This is a genomic window from Vibrio diabolicus (genome assembly GCF_011801455.1).
GTDB classification, from domain to species: Bacteria; Pseudomonadota; Gammaproteobacteria; order Enterobacterales; family Vibrionaceae; genus Vibrio; species Vibrio diabolicus.
In genome coordinates, this window is sequence record NZ_CP042451.1 from 2,489,941 (window position 1) to 2,512,965 (window position 23,025).

Consider the following 23,025-nt stretch of genomic DNA (forward strand, 5'->3'; position numbering starts at 1 on the left):
GTGTTTTTTTATCTATCGAAAATCTCATCCGTATATCTGGCAGCAACATCACTTTATTACTCTTCTTTCGGATTAATTATCGTTATATCAACACAAAGTGTATGGCTTTGCGATAAGCCTCAACATTATGCTAAGTAATGATTAGCTGTAACGCGATCAAAAACAAAAAAGGCGCAAATTGATGTCTCAATTTGCGCCTTTTAACGTCTTTTTATCAGTCAACTATGGGCGGTAAACTTTTACGTTATTGAAGCCTTGCTCTTGCAAGTAAAGTGCTTGCAGACGGCTCATCACACCACGGTCACAGTACAATAGATATGTCTTAGATTGGTCTAAATCACCAAACTGTGTACCCAACTTGTAGAATGGGATATGTTTCACATCCACACCTTCGATTTCGAGCGGGTTATCGTCTTCCTCTTCAGGACTACGAATATCTAGCACAACCGCGTGCTCTTCTACCGCTTCAACCTGCTCGACTTCTGGTGCAGCTTGCTCAGATTCTTTAGCGATATCACGAATGTCCATCATGCGTGCATCACGAACTACTTGCTCAAGAATGCTAAAGTCAAATTTCTCTTCTTCCGCTTCTAGCTTCGCTTTAATCGCTTTTACTGTCGGCTTCTTAGAAATAACACCACAATACTCTGGCATAGTCTTCGCAAAGTCTTCCGTGCCGATTTCGCGTGCTAGGTTAATGATGTCTTCTTTATCCCAGTTGATAAGTGGGCGCAGAATCAACGTGTCCGTTACGTTATCGATATGACGGAGGTTAGTTAGCGTTTGGCTCGATACCTGACCGAGCGCTTCGCCAGTCACCAATGCTTCGATCTTCATCTTCTGAGCGATCATGCCTGCTGCACGCATGAACATACGCTTCAAGATAACCCCCATTTGGCCGTCATCGACTTTCTCTAGGATTTCCGCAACCACAGGTTCGAAATCAACTGAAATGAAACGTACTTTTGCAGAAGAACCGTATTTGTTCCATAGGTAGTGAGAAACCTGCTTAACGCCGATTTCGTGTGCTGGACCACCTAAGTTAAAGAAGCAGTAATGTACTTTTGAGCCACGCTTGATATGAAGGTAGCTAGAAACACCAGAGTCAAAACCACCAGAGATCAAGCTCAACACGTCTTCTTGCGTGCCCAGTGGGAAGCCGCCTAAACCTTTATGACGAGCCAGCACTTGGTTTAGCTTATCGTTCGAGACTTCCACCTTGATCGTCACGTCTGGGTTTTGCAGCTTAACTCTTGCGCTCTCAATCGCTTGGTTTAAACCACCGCCGACATAACGCTCTAGTTCGATAGAGGTAAAGTCGTGCTTACCGCGACGCTTCGCACGTACAACAAAGGTTTTATTTTCGAGTGCAGAGCGATTTAGCTCCAGTACTTGTTCGAAGATATCGTGCAAATCTTTAAATTCGGTCTGCTTCACTTCCAGTACGTGGTGAATGCCTGGTGTATGAGTCAAAACCTCAAGAACTTCAGCGTGGAATTCGTTACTCTCAGAGGTCACTTCAATGTGATCACGACGGTTGAATACCGCGACAGATTCCGTGCGGCTCTTAATGATGTTACGAATGTTGCACTCTAAAATCTTTGTGAAGCGCTTACGCACAGATTCACTTTTTACAAAAATTTCTGGATGGGGCTTTACAATAAATTTCATAGTCTAATTCGCAGGTTAGTTTCGCAATCAACAAAGAGTGACACTCAACTTCAATGCTTCATACGCAGTAAAACCGCGTTTCAGTCACAAAAAGTAGTCTGAGCTCACTTTTAAGGCGCGAGATTATACACCCAAGCGGATTGGAAAAACAAAAAAAGCGAGCAATCTGCTCGCTTTCCTATCTCTCTACTGACTTAAAACTAAAGTCTAGTTATTGAATTACAGGCACTTCTTCACTGTATAGTGGTTCGCCTTGCATGATGCTGATTTCAACCCGTCGGTTAAGCGCGCGATTTTCATCAGAATCATTCGGCAACAATGGTTCAGTATCTGCCATGCCTCGCACTCTCAAACGTTGATGAGAGAAGCCTCTCACCTTCTCCATCTCTTGTGCAACCGATACGGCGCGCTGAGAAGAGAGATCCCAGTTAGAACGATAAAGCTCTGAGTCCAACGGTCGGTTGTCCGTATGACCGGATACTCGCACAATGCCTGGCACGTCTTTTACTAACTCTGCAATTTGTCGAACTAAAGGGCGGAATTTAGGCTGCAAGAAAGCCGAACCTTCAGGGAATGCACCTTTTTCACGCATGCGTATGACAATCTGTTGGCCAAGATTTTCAACTTCAATGGCACCTTGTTCAATCTCTCGCTCTAAGGCTTTCTTGATGCTTTCCATCAAGGTTTCCATCTCTTGCGACATCTCTTCAGATTGCTGCTGTTGCATGTCCGCTTCTGCAGATTGATTGTTTTGCGTTGACGTTTCTGGCGACTGGCCCCCCGTTAACTTGCCTTCATCACGCTTTGTGCCACCAGCTCGGTCAGACTCCCCTTCATGAAATTCGAGCGTCTGCTGAGTGATGTCCATGGTTTGCTGCATGATGACATCAATCGGCGTTGGTTCCGGTCGGCCCGGTCGAAATTCTTGAGCAATGATGCTAGTACCTTTGGGAATGTCTTTCACTTCAAGTTGATTTTGTACACCGAAGGCAAATTTCATTGATCCCGCAATCTGTTTGAACTTCAGCACGTCCATCTCAGAAAACGAGAGCAGAAGAACAAAGAAACACATCAGTAGCGACATTAAGTCCGCGAATGTCCCCATCCATAACGGGAGACCGGGTGGCGGGCAATCGCATTTGTTATCTTCATCATCCATCACTACTCTCCAAGTTACTCGTCAATCTCAAGGGCACGTTTACCTTCGTTGAGGTAGTTCTTCAAGTAGCTATCAATCACTCGCGGGTTTTGACCATCTTGAATCGCTAATACACCATCCATGATCAAACGGCGGTTTAGCGTTTCTTGGTCACGGCGCAGAGAAAGCTTATCTGCAATAGGGAAAAACACCATGTTGGACAGGATCGCGCCATACAATGTGGTTAAGAGCGCAACCGCCATTGCTGGTCCAATCGCTTTTGGGTCATCCATGTTCGAAAGCATTGCGACTAAGCCAACCAAGGTACCAATCATCCCCATTGCAGGGGCAACGTCACCAAAGGCGCGAAATACGCCAGTGCCTTGAGTATGTCGTTCATCCGTAAGCGCGATGTCTTTTTTTAAGGCTGCTCTTACCACGTCGGCATCATGGCCATCAACAAGCAAATCAATGCCTTTTTGCATAAAAGTGTTATTAATTTCCATCTCTTCAAGAGCAAGAAAACCACCTTTACGTGCCGCATCGGCCATTTCCACAATTTTTGCGATCAAGTCTTCCGGTTCATCCGCTTTAAACATGAAGGCTTTGCCTGCGATCTTTGTTGCACCAAAGAACTGTCCCATTGTGAACTTCATTAGTACTACAAATATTGAGCCACCAACGACAATAAGGATCGACGTGACATCGACAAACATGCCGATGCTGCCACCAAGCACCATCGCCATAATGACGAATGCAAAACCACCAATCAAACCTAATAGGGTTGCTAAATCCACAAAGCACTCCTCACGCTATACTCAAATACTGCCATTGGGCGGATTATTACCTGTATCGACAACTCGCGCAGAATTTTTAGAAAAATCTTAGCTAATGGATCACAAATTAGACTTAACAACCTTAACCAAAATATGGGGTTTCAGCGCTTAGGCTCGTTTAACGCTAATTTTGTGACAATTATATAAGGTTAAATTTGACCAAGTTACTAGGCTAAGGTAACTTTCGTGCATCTTCTCCAAGGCTTGATTAAGGCAGAAAAAAGATGGCGGTCAAGAAACCAGAAAACATGACCTTCGAAGCAACCATTGAAGAGCTTGATAGCTTGGTTGATCAATTAGAAAATGGCGATCTTGCCCTAGATGATGCTCTACGTAAGTTTGAACGAGGCATTGCCTTAGCTCGTGCCGGCCAAACTAAACTTAGCGACGCCGAACAGCGCGTAAGTATTCTTCTTAGCGAAGATGATGAAGCACCACTGAGTGACTTCAAACCAGATTCAGAATAACCATCAGTAGTGAGCAATGTGATGCAACAGACATTGACGTCTTTTCAACAAAGAAACAATCAGCAATTGAACTTGTGGCTCGATCAGCTTCCATATCAAGAGCAGCCATTGATTCAAGCAATGAAATACGGCCTTTTGCTAGGTGGAAAACGCGTTCGCCCTTTTCTTGTTTACATCACAGGTCAAATGCTCGGCTGTAAACCTGAAGACTTAGACACTCCTGCCGCTGCTATCGAATGTATACATGCCTACTCACTCATTCATGATGATCTGCCAGCCATGGACGATGATGAACTGCGTCGAGGTCAACCAACTTGTCATATTAAGTTTGATGAAGCAACCGCAATACTGACAGGTGATGCACTACAAACTCTCGCCTTCACCATTATTGCCGATGGTCAATTAAACCCGGCAGCCGAGACTCAACGCATCAACATGATCAAAGCGTTGGCGCATTCTTCTGGCGCCAACGGCATGTGTGTTGGACAAGCTTTAGATTTAGGCGCAGAAAATCGCCAAGTTTCTCTTGAAGAAATGGAAGAGATACACCGTAAAAAAACCGGAGCTCTGATTGATTGTGCGATAAAATTAGGTGCATTAGCTGCTGGTGAGAAAGGTATCGAGGTTCTACCTCACTTGGAGCGCTACTCAAAAGCAATTGGTTTGGCGTTTCAGGTTCAAGACGATATTCTTGATATCATCAGTGACACAGAAACACTGGGTAAGCCTCAAGGTTCCGACCAAGGTCTGAATAAGAGCACTTATCCTTCCCTGCTGGGTTTAGAGGGAGCCATAGAGAAAGCTCACACTCTGTTACAGGAAGCACTTCAAGCATTGGAAGCTATCCCATACAATACTCAGTTACTCGAAGAGTTCGCCCGATATGTCATCGAGCGCAAAAATTAACACTATAAGCGCGCATTTATATGACTCTTGATATTTCAAAGTACCCAACACTGGCGTTAGCAAATACACCGGAAGAATTACGTCTCCTTCCGAAAGAAACATTACCAAATCTGTGTGATGAACTGCGAACGTATCTGCTAAATTCAGTGAGCCAATCTAGCGGACACTTAGCGTCTGGCTTAGGCACCGTGGAGCTAACTGTCGCTCTGCATTATGTTTACAACACCCCTATCGACAAATTGATCTGGGATGTTGGTCATCAGGCTTACCCGCATAAAATCCTCACCGGACGTCGCGATAAAATGCCAACAATTCGCCAAAAGGATGGTCTACACCCTTTCCCTTGGCGTGAAGAAAGTGAATATGACACCTTATCTGTCGGTCACTCTTCGACATCGATTAGTGCAGGTCTTGGCATGGCCATCAGCGCACAAAAAGAAGGCAAAGGTCGTAAAATTGTCAGTGTGATTGGCGATGGCGCAATTACAGCAGGCATGGCATTCGAAGCCATGAACCACGCTGGCGACGTTCATCCTGATATGTTGGTGATTTTGAACGACAACGAAATGTCGATTTCAGAAAACGTAGGCGCGCTGAATAACCACCTTGCTAAGGTACTTTCTGGCAGCTTGTACACTTCTATCCGTGAAGGCGGTAAGAAAGTGCTGTCTGGTGTTCCACCTATTAAAGAGTTGGTTCGCCGTACGGAAGAGCACCTCAAAGGCATGGTAGTGCCTGGTACTCTGTTCGAAGAGTTCGGCTTTAATTACATTGGTCCGATTGATGGGCACGACGTCAATGAACTCGTCAAAACGCTAAAAAACATGCGTGAGCTCAAAGGTCCTCAGTTCCTGCACATCATGACCAAGAAAGGCAAAGGTTATGAGCCTGCCGAGAAAGATCCTATCGGCTACCACGGTGTTCCTAAATTCGATCCAACGCATAACTGTCTACCGAAAAGCAGTGGCGGTAAGCCAACTTACTCAAAGATCTTTGGTGACTTTTTATGTGATATGGCGGCCCAAGATCCTAAGCTAATGGCAATTACGCCAGCAATGCGCGAAGGCTCTGGTATGGTACGTTTCTCAAAAGAATATCCAGACCAATACTTTGACGTGGCGATTGCTGAGCAACACGCTGTGACACTTGCAACAGGTATGGCAATTGCGGGCGATCATCCAATCGTTGCTATCTATTCGACTTTCTTGCAACGTGGTTATGACCAACTGATCCACGATATCGCGATCATGGATTTACCAGTAATGTTCGCTATCGACCGTGCAGGTCTCGTTGGTGCAGATGGCCAAACTCACCAAGGCGCATTCGATCTAAGCTTTATGCGCTGTATTCCGAACATGGTGATCATGGCGCCAAGTGACGAAAACGAATGTCGACAAATGCTTTACACTGGCCATAAACATACTGGCCCTAGTGCGGTTCGATACCCTCGCGGTAGCGGGATGGGCGTAGAAATCGAAACTGAGTTTACGGCTTTAGAAATCGGTAAAGGACGCATGGTTCGCCAAGGTGAAAAAGTTGCTATTCTGAACTTTGGTACTTTCTTGGGTAACGCGTTAGAAGCGGCAGAATACCTTAACGCCACTGTTGCTGATATGCGCTTTGTGAAGCCGCTCGATGAAGCATTAATTCGTCAATTAGCCGCAGATCATGACGTGCTCGTGACGTTAGAAGAAAATGTTATCGCAGGTGGTGCAGGTGCAGGTGTCGTTGAGTTTATGATGAAAGATAAAATCATTAAGCCAGTCTTAAACCTAGGCTTACCCGATGAGTTTATTCATCAAGGAACACAAGATGAACTGCATGAAGAGCTTGGTCTCGATGCAAAAGGGATTGAAAAATCCATCTTGGATTATTTAGCAAAATAGAATTTAAAAAGGGATGCTCATGGCATCCCTTTTTTATGTCCAGCGTTTAATTCATCCAGCCAGCGTATTTTGCGACTAGAAACAGGGCAACACCAGCCATAATTCCCGCCACGATATCATCAACCATAATACCCAGCCCACCGTGAACTCGCTTATCTAGCCACCCAATTGGCCACGGTTTTACCATGTCGAAAAAACGGAACAGGATGAAGCCAGTGAGCAACCACTTCCACTCGGTCAACGGAATATTTAACGCAGGGACGATACCCATCGTAATCCAAAAACCCGCAAATTCATCCCATACGATTGAACCATGATCATGTACTTTCATGTCTGCAGACGTCACTTGGCAGATTTGAATGCCGATCACACACGAAATCAGAACAACAATGACATACGCCGTAAATGGCAATTGCGCCAACAACAAAAAGAAGGGCACGGCCGCCAATGTGCCCATTGTTCCTGGGATAAACGGGGATAATCCGCTGCCAAAACCCGTCGCCAATAGATGCCACGGGTTCTTTAATGAAATCAGAGAAAGAGGGTTGGTCATATCCTTAAACCTATACTGCTAGTTTGGTTTCAATCGTCATGCCTGTGAGCTGCTCAATAGTAACAGGCTCTTGGCTAGAGCTTAGCTCAGATCATTTAAAGTGGTCGAAGCCACTTAAGTCCCAATCAAGTGGTTGATTGTTATCATGCAGCTCGAAGGTTCCATTTGGTCGGATTTGACCAATACATGTGACCTTACAGCCAGTATGAGATAAAGCGCTTTGTAACGAGCCTCGATTTTGCTCCGGCACGGTAAAACACAACTCGTATTCTTCGCCACTTGCTAAAGCATACTGCTGCGCGCTGATCTTATCATCTAAAAACTGGACTAATTCTGAAGAGATCGGTAGCTGAGAGACATCAATACTCACCCCAACCTGAGATCGCTGTAAAATGTGCTTAATATCAGAGATTAAACCATCTGAAATATCTATCGCCGACGAGGCTAAGCCAACAAGAGCTTGTCCAGCAAGCACACGCGGAGAACTAAGGTAATGAGCTCGCTCTAGTGCTTCCGCACCGACTCTGCTGCGCAGAGAGTCATCTAGAATCACATCCAAGCCAGCTTTTGCATCGCCAAGGTTTCCCGTTACGTATACCCAATCCCCAGGCTTTGCGCCGGATCTCGTGAGCGCTTTGTCTTCAGGTACAAAACCTTGCACCGTTAGTGTCAGACACAATGGCCCTTTGGTGGTGTCACCGCCTATTAACTGGATACCATAGTAATCAGCCAGTTCGAAAAATGCATCACAGAAAGGTGCAAGCCATTCTTCATCTGGCTCGGGCATCGTTAATGCAAAGCTCACCCACGCAGGCGTTGCGCCCATCGCAGCCAAATCACTGATGTTAGAAGCCAATGCTTTGTGTGCGACCCATGCTGGGTTCGCGTCGGCTAAGAAATGCGTTCCAGCTACCAATGTATCCGTGCTAATCGCAATCTGAACATTAGCTGGCGCTTTGACCAAAGCACAATCATCACCAGCCGCTAGATGGACATCTTTACGTTGGCTCTGACGACCGACGAAGTATTTGTCTATCAGATTAAATTCACCAGACATAATTCACTTACTTTTTGATGTAAAAGCTTTTGATACAAAAAAGGTCAGCATGTGCTGACCTTTTCATTGAAGAAATCGTTATTTCTTACGAATGTGAGGTGCTGCTTTATCAAGTACACCGTTCACAAACTTGTGGCTATCTTCTGCTGCGAAGACTTTTGCAAGTTCAATCGCTTCATTGATAACAACTTTGTAAGGAACATCTTCGCGACGAGTCATCTCGTACATAGCAAGGCGAAGAAGAGCAAGTTCCATCATATCTAAATCCTGCATAGGACGAGAGATGTATGGACGAATTTTGCTATCTAGCTCAGCGTGGCTAAGTACAACACCGCTTAGTAGTTCACGGAAGTAAGCTACGTCTGTTTCTGGAGCAGCAAGCGCTGGCTCAGATGCATGAAGTTCTTCTTCATCGTATTTGTCGCCAGACAAAAACTGTTCTTCAATCTTGGCAACATTCTCTTTAGTAATTTGCCATGAGTAGATCGCCTGTAGAGCGAATTGACGTGCGTTACGACGTGCGGCTGGTTTCACACTGGCCCCCATTAGGAATCAATTTCAGATAGTACATTAATCATTTCAAGTGCGCTTAGTGCAGCCTCTGCACCTTTATTACCAGCCTTGGTTCCTGCGCGTTCAATCGCTTGATCGATCGTATCAACAGTCAAAACACCAAATGCTACTGGAATGCTGAATTCCATAGACACTTGTGCTAGACCTTTGTTCATTTCACTACAAACATAGTCAAAGTGAGGCGTTCCACCGCGAATAACAGACCCTAGAGAAACAATAGCGTCGAATTTGCCAGTTTTAGCAACACGCTGAGCTACTAGAGGTAGTTCTACGGCACCTGGACAACGCACAACCGTGATGTTGTCTTCGCTTACTTGTCCGTGACGCTTTAGTGTATCGATCGCACCAGAAAGTAGGCTTTCGTTAATAAAACTGTTGAAACGAGAAATAACGATAGCAATTTTTGCATTTGGCGCTGGGAAGCCACCCTCGATCACTTTCATAAGCTTTCCTTTAACTCTATTTATAAGTGAAATATGTTCATCAAGTGAGAATCGCCGGATTCTAGCACAAATTTGTGAGCAATATCTAATGGAAATTGGAGGCAAATCACCGGTTCCTAGCCATTGACGAGTTGAGTGCGTAAAAGACTAGGAACTTATTGTTCGGTTGTTACTCGCAGACGTACTCAACCACGTTCAGACCAAAACCACCTAATGCGTGGTACTTTTTGTTGGTCGATGACAGAAGGCGCATATCATGTACACCGAGATCCGCAAGAATCTGTGACCCCACACCAACACGGCGAGACGTGCCTTGTTTTTTAGCAAGCGTTGGTGCTTCACCTTTGTCTTGCGCTTCAAACATCTTCACGCGATGAATAAGTAGATCAGTCGATTCTTCATGGCCAAGAACAACCAGCACACCGCCTTCTTCACCAATGCGTTTCATTGCCTTATCTAGTGTCCAGCTACGCTCTGCATTACGATCGCTACGTAGTAAGTCGGTAAAAACGTCTTGAAGATGTACGCGAACCAGTGGCGCTTTTTCTTTCAAATCGCCCTTGCACATTGCGTAGTGCACTTGGTTATCAATGGTGTCCTTGTACGTGACTAACGTGAACTCGCCAAACTCTGTCGGTAACTTGCACTCTGCCACACGTTCAATCGTTGTCTCAGTGTTATTGCGGTACTCAATTAGGTCGGCAATAGTGCCCAATTTAATACCGTGCTTCTCTGCAAAGACCTCTAGATCAGGGCGACGAGCCATGGTGCCGTCGTCATTTAAGATCTCAACAATCACCGATGCAGGCTCTAAACCAGCAAGGCGAGCCAAATCACAGCCCGCTTCAGTGTGACCTGCGCGAGTCAGTACACCGCCATCTTGGGCCGCGAGCGGGAAGATATGACCAGGCTGTACCAAATCCGCAGCTTTGGCGTTTGGCGCGACTGCCGCTTGAACCGTGCGTGCGCGATCCGCTGCTGAAATACCCGTCGTTACCCCTTCTGCCGCCTCAATAGAAACGGTAAAGTTGGTTGTGTATTGCGCATTATTGTCTTGCACCATTGGTGGCAGACCTAGGCTTTCGCAACGATCTTTGGTCATGGTTAAACAAATCAGGCCACGGCCGTAGGTTGCCATAAAGTTGATGGCTTCCGGCGTAATATGCTCGGCAGCCATGATCAAGTCACCTTCATTCTCGCGGTCTTCATCATCCATTAGGATGACCATTTTGCCTGCGCGAATATCATCAATAATTTCTTGTGGCGTACTGATTGGCATAGTCTGTTATCCCGTTATTCTAAATTTGTTATTGCGACAGCAATGAAAAATCACGTTGCAGTGAATGCTAGTTAGGTCAATAGTTTGAGCTTTGCATCAAGCAAGTCAATGAATCTCGCGGTGTTCTGTGAGTCTGCTCTTTATCGCATGCCTCACGCAGCCACTCCCAAGACTTATGCAAAACCGTTTTGCTGTAAAAAGTCCATCGTGATACGAGACTCGGCCTTATCTTCTTGCTGTCCTTGCAGTAAACGCTCCATATAACGCGCAAGTACATCAACTTCTAAGTTGACTTTGCGCCCCACTTGAAACTGGTCAATCGTAGTTTCTTCACTCGTATGAGGAACGATCGTCAGCTTAAAAGCATTTTTACGTAAGTCGTTGACGGTTAGGCTAATACCATCAACTGTAATCGAGCCTTTCTCTGCGACGTACTTGCTAATTTCCGCAGGCATTGCAACCCAAAACTCTATCGCACGGCCAACTAAATTACGTTCGACAATTTCACCAACCCCATCGACATGGCCAGAAACGATATGTCCACCCAATCGCGTTGTTGGTAACATGGCTTTTTCTAGATTCACCTTATCGCCCACTTGGTATTCGGCAAACCCAGTTTTCTTCAAGGTTTCTAATGACAGATCAGCACTGTAATAGTGGCTTCCGAAGTCAACTACCGTTAAGCAAACACCATTGGTCGCAATGCTATCGCCTAACTTAACGTCTGACATATCAAGCGTCCCCGTTTCAACCGTGACGGTGATGTCTTCGCCCTTCGGCGTAATCGCAGCTAACTTGCCAACTGCTTCTACTATTCCTGTAAACATACTATTTCTTATCTAAGTTCATTACGTTTTATGGTGGCGGTGATGCGAATGTCTACCCCAACCATACGAACGTCTGTAATGTTTAAATCTATGACGTCAGCCATAGCGCTTAATCCTAAAGCACCGATAAGCCCCCGACCATCGCTGCCCATGAGTTTTGGCGCAAGGTAAACAATGAGCTCATCTACAAGATTAGCCTTTATCATCGCACTCGCTAGCGTAGCTCCAGCTTCAACCCATAAGTGATTGATGTGGTGCTCATCCGAGATACGCTTTAATGTTGTTGATAAGTCAATTTGGTCAGCGCTGTCCAATAGAGGGATACAGTCTCCATCTGGGCTAACAATAACTCGCTCTCCATCGGTGTGGAACAGCTTGAGCGCATCCGTTAAATGGTTCTGACGGTCTAAGATTACACGTACTGGTTGACGAAGTTCTTCTCGTAAATACTGCGCTTGAACACTGGTAGGTAAGTCATCCCAACGCACATTGAGTGACGCATTATCATCAATCACCGTTTTGCTAGTAGAAAGAATGCCACCACTCATTGCTCGATAACGCTGCACATCTTGGCGGGCCGCTGGGGAGGTGATCCATTGGCTCTGCCCATTACTGAGCGCGCTTTGCCCATCCAAGCTGGCTGCCATTTTTAATTGAACAAACGGCATGCCTGTACGCATGTACTTTATAAAACCAGGGTTAAGGGCAAGGGCATCTTGCTCTAACAAGCCAATTTGTACTTCAACTCCGGCATCACGCAACATCTGGATGCCCCGCCCCGCAACTTTAGGGTTTGGGTCTACCATTGCGCAAACCACACGTGCCACTTTGGCTTTGATTAGCCCTTCAGCACATGGCGGCGTACGGCCGTAATGAGAGCAAGGTTCGAGCGTCACATAAGCGGTTGCACCAACTGCTTTTTCACCCGCCATGCGCATCGCGTGCACTTCGGCATGCGGCTCACCAGCGCGGTGGTGATAGCCCTCACCAACAATTTCTTCATCACGAACGATGACGCACCCCACATTTGGATTTGGGGCTGTGGTATAAATGCCACGTCTCGCTAACTTAATAGCTCGTGACATCATGGCGAAATCTAAATCAGAAAACGCTCTTTCAGGAGTATGTTGAGTCATGAGCTACTCAGTCTTCTAGGCGGGCAATCTCTTCGCCAAACTCGCGAATGTCTTCAAAGCTGCGGTAAACTGAGGCGAAACGGATATAAGCGACCTTGTCGAGTTCTTTGAGTTGGTCCATGACTAAATTACCAATCATTTCACTCGGAACCTCTCGTTCACCCGTCGCACGCAATTGTGATTTGATCATGCTGATCGCTAACTCTATAGAATCAGCACTCACTGGGCGTTTCTCTAATGCGCGCTGAATACCGCCAACCATTTTATCTTCATCAAATGGTTCACGGTTGCCATTCGATTTGATCACTTTAGGCATCACTAACTCTGCGCTTTCAAACGTAGTAAAACGCTCGCTACACGCCAAGCACTGACGGCGACGTCGAACTTGATGGCCATCAGCCACTAAGCGGGAATCAATAACTTTGGTATCGTTCTCGGAACAAAAAGGACAATGCATATCACCTCCATATCTATACCCAAATAACCTCATGAGCAATCACGGCTAACCACGCGTTCATAGTTATGCGGACTCTATTAAAGCTATTTGGGTATAACGCTTTCAAACCGAAATAAAAGCTCATGTAGTGTAGCGGAATTGGTATGTTAGACAAAACAAAAAGGGGCCCAAAGGCCCCTTTTTCACTCAAGATCTCGTTGAATGTGTTAACTGCGTGCTAAGTAATTCGCTTTACCAACCCACTTGTAGCTAGTTAGCTCTTCTAAGCCCATTGGACCACGGGCATGTAGCTTTTGCGTGGATACTGCGACTTCTGCGCCAAGGCCAAATTGCGCACCGTCTGTAAAGCGCGTTGAAGCATTCACATAAACCGCCGCAGAACCGGCAGAATTGATGAACAGTTCTGAGTTTTCCAAACTATTGGTCATGATCGCATCTGAGTGGCTCGCGTTATGAACACGCATATGATCAATTGCATCTTTCACATCAGACACGACTTTTACACCAAGGGTGTAGCTCAACCATTCCGTATCAAAGTCACCTTCAACAGCATCGCGAACTTGTTTCGCTTGCTCCATGAGTTCTTTTGCTTTTGGCTCTGCCACGAACGTCACTTTTTCGTCCATACGCTCAACGATCATTGGCAGAAACTGTGCTGCAATTTTTTCATGCACGAGCAGCGTATCTAATGAGTTACACGCAGATGGACGTTGAACTTTAGAGTTCTCAACCACATTCAGGGATTTCTCTAGATCAGCGGATTCGTCGACAAAGATATGGCTGATACCAAAGCCGCCAATAATCACCGGAATCGTGCTGTTTTCTTTACACATTTTGTGTAGGCCAGCACCACCGCGTGGAATGATCATGTCGACGTAATCGTCCAGTTTAAGCAGTTGAGAGACTAGCTCACGATCTGGCTTTTCAATGTACTGAACCGAAGCGGCAGGAAGGTTCGCCTTTGCTAGCGCAGACTGAATAACCTTTACCAATTCCATATTCGAGAAAAACGTCTCTTTGCCGCCACGCAAAATGCTTGCGTTGCCGGTTTTCAAGCACAGCGCCGCAATATCAATGGTCACGTTAGGACGCGCTTCATAAATTACGCCCACAACACCCAGTGGTACGCGGCGGCGAGACAATGACATCCCATTTTCCAGTACCTTACTGTCGATTTCGCTGCCCACAGGATCGTTCAAGCTAATGACGTTGCGAACATCATTCGCAATTGCAGTCAATCGTTCTTCATTCAACAAAAGGCGATCGAGCAGCGCATCGGTTAAACCCGCTTCACGGCCAAGTTCGATGTCTTTAGCGTTTGCCGCCAAAATAGCAGCGGAGTTTGCTTCTAGCTCATCAGCGATGATCGCTAAAGCTTGGTTCTTTTGCGCAGTTGACGCTGTCGCTAATTCGAAAGCTGCATCTTTAGCAGCTTTACCCATATTCGTTAAATCCACTTTGCTTCCCTCTAATTCTATTCCTGAATGACGACCAAATCATCGCGATGAATCACCTCAGAGCCATAATCATGCCCCAAAATAGAGATGATATCTTTACTGTGCTTACCAGTAATTTTAGTTAGGTCATCACTTGAGTAGGCGCTGATGCCACGAGCCACCAACTTACCGTGAGAATTTGTTACACGCGCCACTTCGCCTCGTGCAAAGTCACCACTTACTTTGATTACCCCTTTAGCCAGTAGGCTACTGCCCTTACCAACCACAGCATTTACCGCACCGTCATCAATAATGATGTCGCCCGATGCCGCAGGTCCCGCCAGAATCCAGCGTTTACGGTTTTCTAAAGCTTCAGCGCAAGGTAGGAAGCGTGTGCCTTGTGGCTCTGCACTCAAAGAGTCAAAGATAACATTCGGTGCACTACCGGCACCAATAATAACCTCGATACCAGCGCGGCGAGCGATGTCTGCGGCTTGCAGCTTCGTTGCCATACCGCCTGTACCCAATGTTGTACCACTTCCTCCTGCGATTTTACGCAGCGTATCGTCGATGGTTTTTACTTCCTTGATCAGCTCTGCGTTCGGGTCTTTACGAGGGTCAGCAGTAAACAGACCTTTTTGGTCAGTTAAAAGCAAGAGCTTATCTGCGCCACACAAAATGCCCACCAAAGCGGAAAGGTTGTCGTTATCGCCCACTTTAATCTCGCTGGTCGCAACGGCATCATTTTCGTTTACGATAGGAATAATATCGTTCGCAACGAGCGCATTGATGGTGTCGCGTGCGTTTAAGAATCGCTCGCGATCTTCTAAATCAGCACGAGTTAGTAGCATTTGACCAATCTTAATGCCGTAAATACCAAACAAAGACTCCCATGTTTGAATCAAGCGACTTTGACCCACCGCCGCAAGTAATTGTTTACTCGCCATCTCGTTGGGCAATGCGGGGTAACCAAGGTGCTCACGACCTGCTGCAATAGCACCAGACGAAACCATTACCACTGAATGGCCTTGTTTTTTAAGCTCAGCACACTGGCGCGCTAACTCAACCATGTGAGCACGGTCGAGTGCCAGAGTGCCGCCTGTCAGCACACTTGTACCCAGTTTCACAACGACCGTTTGTGGTTGTGAAACAACTGCATTTTGTTGATTCGTTGTCATGATGTCTTCTGAAGTGAAAAACAAATAAAGAGAGGATGTTTTAACAATCAAAGAGGGAATTAACAAGAGAAAAGGTGCGTTTTCGCACCTTTTTGTTTGGTATTAAATGAAAACAACCAAATTAAGCGAAATCGAAAGACTCCGTGTGATATTCGACTTCTAATTTGAAGTGTTCTTCTAAAGTATCAACCAGCTTTTGATGGAATGTGCTCTGCGTCAGATACACTTCCTCTACCGCTTTTTTAGGCAGGGCTTCAGATACCCATTGCCCTTCTTTGTTGTACTTGCCGATATGATATTTGGCAGTAAAGCCTCCTTCGATGGATTCTAAATCCATCCACCAGCCCCAAAATTCACGCTTCTCAGGCGATTTTTTGTCGTCTACACAAACAGATAGACAATCAAAATAATAGCGCCCTTCTTGCGATTGTGGTTCGCGCAGGTAAGGCCCTATCGCCTTCAACTTTGACATCAAGCGAAAGTGAGTCGGGCCCTGAGTCGTCTCTGACATATGAATCTCCGTTTTCATAGTTAAAAGTAAACACCCAAGAATGATTATTATTTTTAATTATCATGAGCTTATTTTTTGCTCAGATATATCACTTTTAACTAATTTAGGAGAATTGTCACCCTAATAATTCATCTTCTAGCCACTTTATGGCTAAATCGAGGGATTGCTCATATCCTTTTGTAATCGTTTTGGAACTGATTTTTTTCGCTCTGCCATACTGGCTAAACAGCGCGACGAGTTGGTTATCACTGTGTGGAGACACCGGATCGCCTTCAAGGCTCAAAGCTAAAATAGGTACTTTAGTTTTTCTACTGCTCAAGAAGCCCTGAACTTTCAATGACCAGGCCATCATCTGGCCCGCCATGCTATTAATATCAACCGCGCTTTTCCCTAAGCGAGAAGCCAAAAGATCTAAGTACATCTTCGGCATTTTTTGCAGCTTCTCAGGGGAAGTAAAAATATCATGTACGGGTGCGCCGAGGGCTACACAAGCTTTGATCTTCTCTTGCTCAACAAAAGAGAGTCGGATCATGGCATTACCACCAAAACGAAATCCAACTAACCCCACTTTGTGATGATCCACCCAAGGCAATGAATACAGCTCATTTAGTACCGCTTGGTGCAGACAGCTTGAGTTCTCAGTCAAAGGCCAGTGAGAACTGTGCCCCACCGAAGGCATGTCGACCGTCAACATTGCGATATCTCGTGGTGCAAGATGATTGCGGAACAAACGCCACATGTCGGTTTGTAACGTATCGAGACCAGCACTCACCATCACCACAGGCAGTTGTTTGTCGGTTCTTGGCAAATGAAGATTCGCGATGATTTTGCGATTTTGGTAAGGCACTTCAATTTGCTTGATAGTGTACTTGGTCTTCTCTGCGCCGTCAGAGTACGCTTTGTTTGCCAGCACTTGAGCCTGCAAGGCCAAATTATCATTCTTCAGATGTGGGTAGCCTGCGATACTAAAACACAAAGAAGCAGTGAAGAGTTCATCGGCGGCCTCCTCACCTTGCATTTCATTTGAACGCTTCTGATGCTCCATGCCGAGCTTAATCCACTCAAATGTCCAGTTGCCGTTGTGGTACCCCATTACGGTGTCTAACCAATCATCATTGGTTCGAGAGTGGGAAGAAGAAGCGATTTTAGAAAGCACACCTTCCATCTCTATCGGAGACAACCCTTGCCAAGCCCATTGCAAGCGGCGCAAATGACGATACCAAGCACGATCACCCTGCGCCTCTCGCTCATCAAGTATTTTTTGACTGGTCGGCATGTACTGGGTAAGCGCAGAGGTTTCTTTTGCTTGCTTATGTTTCACGAACAAAGTTTCGGAAAGATTTTTACTGACGTCTTCAGACATAGGAAGAACCTTAGGCTATTAGCATGAGTTGTTATGATAATAAAAAAAATGCCCCTATACAGGGGCATTTCTCAATATTCTTTAATAGCGTTTATTTTTGCTTGCGGTTTACAGGCTCAGCGTACTGGATTGACATATCCCAAGGTTGTTCAATCCAAGTGTCTTGCGCGATATCTACCACATAATCATCTAGCAACGCTTTGCCTGAAGGTTTCGCACACACAGCGATCATCTTCGCTTTTGGATACATCTCACGTAGTTTGCGCGCCGTATCACCACTGTCTACTAGGTCTTCAACGATTAGGTAACCTTCACCATCGCCTTCAGGTGCTTTTAGTACCGTCATATCGCGCTGATGATCATGGTCGTAGCTTGAAATACAGATTGTATCAACGTAACGAATACCCAGTTCACGAGCCAAGATAGCGCCAGGAACCAAACCACCGCGGCTTACTGCCCAAATCCCTTTCCATTGCTCAGCTGGCATTTGTTTTTCAGCCAGTTCACGGCAGTAAGTCTGCATTGCATCCCAAGTGATAATGAATTTTTTACTCATTGTAATAACCTAATAATTTGAAAATATGCATCCTCAAAATCTAGCGAACTCACTCAAAAGCGGAATGCTCACTGACCTCTCCAAAACGTATGGAGATGAGGATTTCAAGCTGCGCAAACGATTATTCTACCGAAACACACCGCTAATACCAACGGTGATATCAAAATTCTCTGCCTATTCCGCAGAAAAACCGTCTGAAGTGAACAACATGAAAAAAGAAAAAGCCAGCGTGAATAAATCCACACTGGCTTTTTGCTCGAGAAATTAACCGACGAGGTATTTGACGATGAAGATGGCAGACATCACCCACACACTCATCGACACTTCACGGCCCTTGCCGCTGAATAATTTGATCGCCGAGTACGCGATAAAGCCTAACGTAATACCCTCTGCAATCGAGAACGTTAACGGCATCACCAAACAAGTCACAACAACTGGTGATGCTTCCGTTAGGTCACGCCAATCAATGCTTACTAGCCCAGACAACATCAAAATCGCGACATAGAACAGAGCGCCCGATGTTGCGTAAGCTGGGATCATTCCTGCTAGTGGTGAAAACAATAGAGCAAGTAGGAAGAGCACACCAACAACCACTGCTGTTAGACCAGTACGACCACCAGCCGCCACACCAGAAACACTCTCAATGTAAGATGTGGTGTTTGAGGTACCAAGTAGTGCACCTACTGACGTTGCCGTTGAGTCTGCAAGTAACGCTTTGTTTAAACGCGGGATGTTGCCATTCTCATCCGTGAGGCCTGCTTTTTGAGAAACGCCAACTAGCGTACCTGCGGTATCAAACAAATCGACAAATAGGAAAGCAAACACAACGGAAATCATGCCAACTTCAAACAAACCAGAGAAATCCAGTTGCATGAAAGTTGGTGCAATGCTGGGTGGCGTAGACATAATGCCGCCCCACTGCACATCACCAAATAGAAGGCCAAGCGCTGTAACACCAAGAATGGCGATCATCACCGCACCTTTCACACCACGGTGAACAAGCGCGATAGTAAGGAAGAAACCAATCGCAGCCAATACAGATGGCAATGATGTGATGTCTCCCATAGAAACTAATGTCGCAGGGTTATCAACGACGATGCCTGCATTTTTTAATGCGATAAATGCTAAGAAAAGACCGATACCGGCTGAAATACCAGTTCGAAGAGAATGCGGGATCGAGTTAATAATCCACTCACGGATCTTAAATATACTCAAAAGAATAAACAGCAGGCCTGAAACAAACACCGCCGCTAACGCAACTTGCCACGTATAGCCCATTCCCAACACAACAGAGTAAGTGAAAAATGCGTTCAGCCCCATTCCTGGTGCTTGTGCAATTGGGTAGTTGGCAACAAATCCCATGATGAAACAGCCGATAGCGGCCGCAAGACAAGTTGCAACAAAAATGGCACCACGGTCCATACCGGTATCCGACAGGATCGCTGGGTTTACAAAAATAATGTAAGCCATGGTTAGGAAGGTGGTAACACCTGCAATGATCTCAGTGCGCACATTTGTGCCATTGTCACTGAGCTTAAAAAGCCTCTCGAGCATGATCGAATCCTGTAAAGGTAAAAAGTAAACGGTTGCGTAATCGATTGGCGGGAATTATAAAGTTATCAAATAGCAAATTCTAGATAGAATCTTCACTCTAATGCGATTTTTTTCTTTGGATATGAAACCCATTCGCTAATTCTTAAAAGCAAAACAGAAAATATATTCTTATAAAACAACAATTAATAATTATTGCTCAGAACCCAACAACAGAATAAAAACTGAACAATGTACTAAACTTTCAAATAGAAACTGGGCGTTTTAAGCGTCATATCTAGGTGGATTTGACGGGGAAGTCGATAAAACTGAAGAACAGAGAATAGAATCCTGCCTTGATGGCAGAAAATGTGTCAGAAAGAGAAAGTGGAGATAAAAAAACGCCACCCAATTTGGGTGGCGGCGAATCATGTCAGCACTATCACTGAAAAAAAATTCCAATTTATAGGGGTGAACAAACTGTTCGAGTCACATGCGTTGACTTCACTTAGTAGCCAAAGCTTGTTGGGTATACAAAGTTGCCGGTGTAAACAGACTTGCTATTCCAGAACATTGTACTTGGTAAACCTTTCATAACTATCACCTTTTAAATCAATTAAACATTCGTTGATTTCTCGGTTCCTTGGAGGCGATAAAACGGACTCATCCTTTGAGCATTTCATTCTTCTCTCAGAAGCTGGTTACAAATATACCACCAAGAAATTTAATTACAAGCATTTTAGTGATTAAAATCACAAAAAATGTATAGATTGACCTTTATCAAAGTTTAAATGTAATTAAATTACAGTTTTGTGAATTAAAAAATAAAGCCACTTTCAGAATGTATGATAAAGAACACATAGTGCCTGTTATTGTGTTCACAAACTGTGACAGTTCTGAGAGAAATCCTTGTGCACGCGACTACTCGTACTCCTTATCTGGTGGTATGCTAAACGGCAATTTGAAGGCCAAATCGTCTAGCATTTAATGCTATCTCGACAATATTTTTACGGTATATATTTGGCAAAGCACATCAAAAGGAGTCCTCCGTGTCTGAGTTCCATTCTGAGATCAGTACCTTATCACCTGCTCCACTTTGGCAGTTTTTCGATAAGATTTGTTCTATCCCTCACCCATCTAAGCATGAAGAAGCATTAGCACAGTACATTATCAACTGGGCAACAGAGCAAGGCTTTGACGTTCGCCGTGATCCAACCGGTAACGTGTTCATCAAAAAGCCCGCGACACCTGGAATGGAAAATAAGAAGGCTGTTGTACTTCAAGCACACATCGACATGGTGCCGCAGAAAAACGAAGACACCGAACACGACTTCACCAAAGATCCAATCCAACCTTACATCGATGGCGAATGGGTAACGGCGAAAGGCACGACGCTTGGTGCAGATAACGGGATTGGTATGGCTTCTTGCCTTGCTGTATTGGCATCTAAAGACATTAAGCACGGTCCACTCGAAGTTCTGCTGACGATTGATGAAGAAGCAGGCATGACTGGCGCATTTGGTCTTGAGGCTGGTTGGTTAGAAGGTGAGATCCTTCTAAACACAGACTCTGAACAAGAAGGCGAAGTCTACATGGGTTGCGCCGGTGGTGTTGATGGCACCATGACTTTCGATATTTCTCGAGAAGCAACACCTGCAGGTTTCGTAACACGCCAACTGACGCTGAAAGGCCTAAAAGGTGGTCACTCAGGTTGTGACATTCACACAGGTCGCGGTAATGCCAACAAATTACTTGGTCGTTTCCTTGCCGGTCATGCTCAAGAGCTTGATTTACGTTTAGTCGAATTCCGTGGTGGTAGCTTACGTAATGCAATCCCTCGCGAAGCGTTTGTTACTGTCGCGCTTCCTGTCGAAAACCAAGACAAGCTTGCTGAGCTGTTCAACCACTACACTGAGCTGCTTAAAACTGAATTGGGTAAAATCGAAACAGGTATCGTAACCTTTAATGAAGTGATCACGACTGACGCGCAAGTATTTTCAATCGCCGATCAGCAACGCTTCATTGCCGCACTTAACGCATGCCCAAATGGCGTCATGCGCATGAGCGACGAAATTGAAGGTGTGGTCGAAACGTCACTGAACGTTGGCGTGATCACTACTGAAGAAAATAAAGTGACAGTTCTGTGTCTGATTCGCTCTTTGATTGACTCTGGCCGCAGCCAAGTTGAGAGTATGCTACGTTCAATTGCTGAATTAGCAGGCGCACAAATTCAGTTCTCAGGTGCTTACCCTGGCTGGAAGCCAGATGCAGATTCCGAGATCATGGCAATTTTCCGTGATATGTATGAAGGCATTTACGGTCATAAACCGAACATCATGGTCATCCATGCTGGTCTTGAGTGTGGCCTGTTTAAAGAACCATACCCACACATGGATATGGTGTCTTTCGGTCCAACAATTAAATTCCCTCACTCACCAGATGAGAAAGTGAAGATTGATACCGTTCAGCTGTACTGGGACCAAATGGTCGCGCTTCTAGAGGCAATTCCAGAGAAAGCGTAATTCAAGCACGAAAAACGACAAAGGGTGCTTTACGGCACCCTTTTTTGTTTGGCTGGACCAAATTACACGCGATTTTGCGTATAAGCGGCTAATTCATCCATTGAGGTTTGTGCAACGACCTCGCCATCAATGTAGTAAGTGACAAGCTCACCATCGCGCACACCCATAAGTGTCGCCTTCTCGCCGTTATTGTAAGTAATATCCATTTGAACAGTATTCTCATCGATTTGCTGCATTCGACCCTGATCAATAACACGGTTATTCGCTAACGGTGCAATTGGCGCCGTCGTTAACGATTTATCTAACTGGTGGTTTACATCGATGTAAGTATCCATCTTTGTATCGAAGATATGTGGCTTACCATTTAAAGGGTTCTTACCCGTCCAAAACTCTAGAGAGTTAAACACGATGTAGTCCGCTGCGATTGCGACACCATAAACAGGTGCTAAAAGCATGTTTAGACCACCTCGAGCGTAACGGTTATCTACAGCTTTCAAGTTAAACCCCATGACATAACCTGTCACGGCATTACTGCCAACGCAACCTGAAAGTGAAACTGCTACAGCAGTCAATGCACCAATTTTAGCAATTGCCTTTTTCATCAAAACCTCTAGTTAGAAATGTTAGACCTCAAATTCGGCGCGGATATTATCGGATAAAAAGTAGGGTTAAAAGTCCGTTTTTTTGTCCCTCATTATCA

22 protein-coding genes are annotated in these 23,025 nt (G+C 45.3%); 4 read left to right on the plus strand and 18 right to left on the minus strand.

Annotation, left to right across the window (positions count from 1 at the left end; genetic code table 11):
• Window positions 1-222: 222 nt before the first annotated feature.
• The 3 genes from thiI to pomA form a co-directional block, all read right to left on the minus strand.
• Complete coding sequence (gene thiI, locus FR741_RS11870) at window positions 223-1,671, minus strand: tRNA uracil 4-sulfurtransferase ThiI (RefSeq protein WP_031780206.1); 1,449 nt, start codon at window positions 1,669-1,671, stop codon at window positions 223-225.
• Window positions 1,672-1,882: 211 nt separating this feature from the next.
• Window positions 1,883-2,830 carry a flagellar motor protein MotB gene (locus FR741_RS11875; RefSeq protein WP_006741833.1) on the minus strand — a complete coding sequence of 316 codons (948 nt, stop codon included), beginning with the start codon at window positions 2,828-2,830 and terminating at the stop codon, window positions 1,883-1,885.
• Window positions 2,831-2,844: 14 nt separating this feature from the next.
• The gene (gene pomA / locus FR741_RS11880; RefSeq protein ID WP_005381564.1) at window positions 2,845-3,606 is read right to left on the minus strand and encodes a flagellar motor protein PomA; all 762 of its coding nucleotides are present in this window, start codon (window positions 3,604-3,606) and stop codon (window positions 2,845-2,847) included.
• A 263-nt stretch (window positions 3,607-3,869) separates the two neighbouring features.
• On the opposite strand from pomA, the gene xseB reads away from it, so the two are divergent.
• Genes xseB through dxs form a run of 3 tightly spaced genes read left to right on the plus strand, consistent with a single transcriptional unit; the run spans window position 3,870 to window position 6,904 of the window.
• Window positions 3,870-4,112: an exodeoxyribonuclease VII small subunit gene (gene xseB, locus FR741_RS11885; protein WP_005381566.1), complete on the plus strand. Its 243-nt coding sequence runs from the start codon at window positions 3,870-3,872 to the stop codon at window positions 4,110-4,112.
• 21 nt (window positions 4,113-4,133) lie between these two features.
• On the plus strand, window positions 4,134-5,018 hold the full coding sequence (ispA, locus tag FR741_RS11890) for a (2E,6E)-farnesyl diphosphate synthase (protein ID WP_167426833.1): 885 nt from the start codon (window positions 4,134-4,136) through the stop codon (window positions 5,016-5,018).
• A 20-nt stretch (window positions 5,019-5,038) separates the two neighbouring features.
• Entirely contained in the window at window positions 5,039-6,904 is a 1,866-nt protein-coding gene (gene dxs / locus FR741_RS11895; RefSeq protein ID WP_047010153.1) for a 1-deoxy-D-xylulose-5-phosphate synthase, read from the plus strand.
• A 46-nt stretch (window positions 6,905-6,950) separates the two neighbouring features.
• Here dxs and pgpA read toward each other — a convergent pair whose 3' ends face one another.
• The 14 genes from pgpA to FR741_RS11965 all read right to left on the minus strand — a co-directional run bounded on the left by pgpA (window position 6,951) and on the right by FR741_RS11965 (window position 19,827).
• A complete protein-coding gene (pgpA, locus tag FR741_RS11900; protein WP_046874310.1) occupies window positions 6,951-7,457 on the minus strand; it encodes a phosphatidylglycerophosphatase A in 507 nt (168 codons plus the stop codon).
• 91 nt (window positions 7,458-7,548) lie between these two features.
• A complete protein-coding gene (gene thiL / locus FR741_RS11905) occupies window positions 7,549-8,514 on the minus strand; it encodes a thiamine-phosphate kinase (protein ID WP_109169997.1) in 966 nt (321 codons plus the stop codon).
• Between the two features lie 78 nt (window positions 8,515-8,592).
• Window positions 8,593-9,060: a transcription antitermination factor NusB gene (gene nusB, locus FR741_RS11910; protein ID WP_005381571.1), complete on the minus strand. Its 468-nt coding sequence runs from the start codon at window positions 9,058-9,060 to the stop codon at window positions 8,593-8,595.
• Entirely contained in the window at window positions 9,060-9,530 is a 471-nt protein-coding gene (gene ribH, locus FR741_RS11915; RefSeq protein ID WP_005381572.1) for a 6,7-dimethyl-8-ribityllumazine synthase, read from the minus strand. The genes nusB and ribH overlap by 1 nt, the downstream gene beginning before the upstream one ends.
• A gap of 169 nt (window positions 9,531-9,699) precedes the next feature.
• Window positions 9,700-10,809, minus strand: a complete 1,110-nt coding sequence (gene ribBA, locus FR741_RS11920; protein ID WP_164666669.1) for a bifunctional 3,4-dihydroxy-2-butanone-4-phosphate synthase/GTP cyclohydrolase II — start codon at window positions 10,807-10,809, stop codon at window positions 9,700-9,702.
• Window positions 10,810-10,982: 173 nt separating this feature from the next.
• Window positions 10,983-11,636: a riboflavin synthase gene (locus tag FR741_RS11925; protein ID WP_053811835.1), complete on the minus strand. Its 654-nt coding sequence runs from the start codon at window positions 11,634-11,636 to the stop codon at window positions 10,983-10,985.
• 8 nt (window positions 11,637-11,644) lie between these two features.
• Complete coding sequence (gene ribD, locus FR741_RS11930; protein ID WP_167426834.1) at window positions 11,645-12,772, minus strand: bifunctional diaminohydroxyphosphoribosylaminopyrimidine deaminase/5-amino-6-(5-phosphoribosylamino)uracil reductase RibD; 1,128 nt, start codon at window positions 12,770-12,772, stop codon at window positions 11,645-11,647.
• A 7-nt stretch (window positions 12,773-12,779) separates the two neighbouring features.
• On the minus strand, window positions 12,780-13,229 hold the full coding sequence (gene nrdR, locus FR741_RS11935) for a transcriptional regulator NrdR (protein WP_005381578.1): 450 nt from the start codon (window positions 13,227-13,229) through the stop codon (window positions 12,780-12,782).
• A 206-nt stretch (window positions 13,230-13,435) separates the two neighbouring features.
• Complete coding sequence (locus FR741_RS11940; RefSeq protein ID WP_167426835.1) at window positions 13,436-14,686, minus strand: glutamate-5-semialdehyde dehydrogenase; 1,251 nt, start codon at window positions 14,684-14,686, stop codon at window positions 13,436-13,438.
• 17 nt (window positions 14,687-14,703) lie between these two features.
• The gene (proB, locus tag FR741_RS11945) at window positions 14,704-15,843 is read right to left on the minus strand and encodes a glutamate 5-kinase (protein ID WP_167426836.1); all 1,140 of its coding nucleotides are present in this window, start codon (window positions 15,841-15,843) and stop codon (window positions 14,704-14,706) included.
• A gap of 121 nt (window positions 15,844-15,964) precedes the next feature.
• A complete protein-coding gene (gene crl, locus FR741_RS11950; RefSeq protein ID WP_005391414.1) occupies window positions 15,965-16,354 on the minus strand; it encodes a sigma factor-binding protein Crl in 390 nt (129 codons plus the stop codon).
• A 115-nt stretch (window positions 16,355-16,469) separates the two neighbouring features.
• Window positions 16,470-17,717, minus strand: a complete 1,248-nt coding sequence (frsA, locus tag FR741_RS11955) for an esterase FrsA (RefSeq protein WP_005391416.1) — start codon at window positions 17,715-17,717, stop codon at window positions 16,470-16,472.
• 91 nt (window positions 17,718-17,808) lie between these two features.
• Window positions 17,809-18,273, minus strand: coding sequence for a xanthine phosphoribosyltransferase (gene gpt, locus FR741_RS11960; RefSeq protein WP_005391418.1), 465 nt, complete (start codon window positions 18,271-18,273; stop codon window positions 17,809-17,811).
• A 264-nt stretch (window positions 18,274-18,537) separates the two neighbouring features.
• Window positions 18,538-19,827 (minus strand): NCS2 family permease, encoded by a 1,290-nt coding sequence (locus FR741_RS11965; protein ID WP_150916378.1) that lies wholly within the window; start codon window positions 19,825-19,827, stop codon window positions 18,538-18,540.
• Between the two features lie 1,025 nt (window positions 19,828-20,852).
• On the opposite strand from FR741_RS11965, the gene FR741_RS11970 reads away from it, so the two are divergent.
• A complete protein-coding gene (locus FR741_RS11970) occupies window positions 20,853-22,325 on the plus strand; it encodes an aminoacyl-histidine dipeptidase (protein ID WP_167426837.1) in 1,473 nt (490 codons plus the stop codon).
• Between the two features lie 62 nt (window positions 22,326-22,387).
• Here FR741_RS11970 and FR741_RS11975 read toward each other — a convergent pair whose 3' ends face one another.
• The gene (locus FR741_RS11975; protein ID WP_104969122.1) at window positions 22,388-22,927 is read right to left on the minus strand and encodes a DUF3332 domain-containing protein; all 540 of its coding nucleotides are present in this window, start codon (window positions 22,925-22,927) and stop codon (window positions 22,388-22,390) included.
• Window positions 22,928-23,025 lie beyond the last annotated feature (98 nt).

Coding starts and splice junctions, on each gene's coding strand:
- thiI (WP_031780206.1), bottom strand. CDS start 1,671: ATGAAATTTATTGTAAAGCCCCATCCAGAAATTTTTGTAAAAAGTGAA.
- FR741_RS11875 (WP_006741833.1), bottom strand. CDS start 2,830: ATGGATGATGAAGATAACAAATGCGATTGCCCGCCACCCGGTCTCCCG.
- xseB (WP_005381566.1), top strand. CDS start 3,870: ATGGCGGTCAAGAAACCAGAAAACATGACCTTCGAAGCAACCATTGAA.
- ispA (WP_167426833.1), top strand. CDS start 4,134: ATGCAACAGACATTGACGTCTTTTCAACAAAGAAACAATCAGCAATTG.
- dxs (WP_047010153.1), top strand. CDS start 5,039: ATGACTCTTGATATTTCAAAGTACCCAACACTGGCGTTAGCAAATACA.
- pgpA (WP_046874310.1), bottom strand. CDS start 7,457: ATGACCAACCCTCTTTCTCTGATTTCATTAAAGAACCCGTGGCATCTA.
- thiL (WP_109169997.1), bottom strand. CDS start 8,514: ATGTCTGGTGAATTTAATCTGATAGACAAATACTTCGTCGGTCGTCAG.
- nusB (WP_005381571.1), bottom strand. CDS start 9,060: ATGGGGGCCAGTGTGAAACCAGCCGCACGTCGTAACGCACGTCAATTC.
- ribH (WP_005381572.1), bottom strand. CDS start 9,530: ATGAAAGTGATCGAGGGTGGCTTCCCAGCGCCAAATGCAAAAATTGCT.
- ribBA (WP_164666669.1), bottom strand. CDS start 10,809: ATGCCAATCAGTACGCCACAAGAAATTATTGATGATATTCGCGCAGGC.
- FR741_RS11925 (WP_053811835.1), bottom strand. CDS start 11,636: ATGTTTACAGGAATAGTAGAAGCAGTTGGCAAGTTAGCTGCGATTACG.
- ribD (WP_167426834.1), bottom strand. CDS start 12,772: ATGACTCAACATACTCCTGAAAGAGCGTTTTCTGATTTAGATTTCGCC.
- nrdR (WP_005381578.1), bottom strand. CDS start 13,229: ATGCATTGTCCTTTTTGTTCCGAGAACGATACCAAAGTTATTGATTCC.
- proB (WP_167426836.1), bottom strand. CDS start 15,843: ATGACAACGAATCAACAAAATGCAGTTGTTTCACAACCACAAACGGTC.
- crl (WP_005391414.1), bottom strand. CDS start 16,354: ATGTCAGAGACGACTCAGGGCCCGACTCACTTTCGCTTGATGTCAAAG.
- frsA (WP_005391416.1), bottom strand. CDS start 17,717: ATGTCTGAAGACGTCAGTAAAAATCTTTCCGAAACTTTGTTCGTGAAA.
- gpt (WP_005391418.1), bottom strand. CDS start 18,273: ATGAGTAAAAAATTCATTATCACTTGGGATGCAATGCAGACTTACTGC.
- FR741_RS11965 (WP_150916378.1), bottom strand. CDS start 19,827: ATGCTCGAGAGGCTTTTTAAGCTCAGTGACAATGGCACAAATGTGCGC.
- FR741_RS11975 (WP_104969122.1), bottom strand. CDS start 22,927: ATGAAAAAGGCAATTGCTAAAATTGGTGCATTGACTGCTGTAGCAGTT.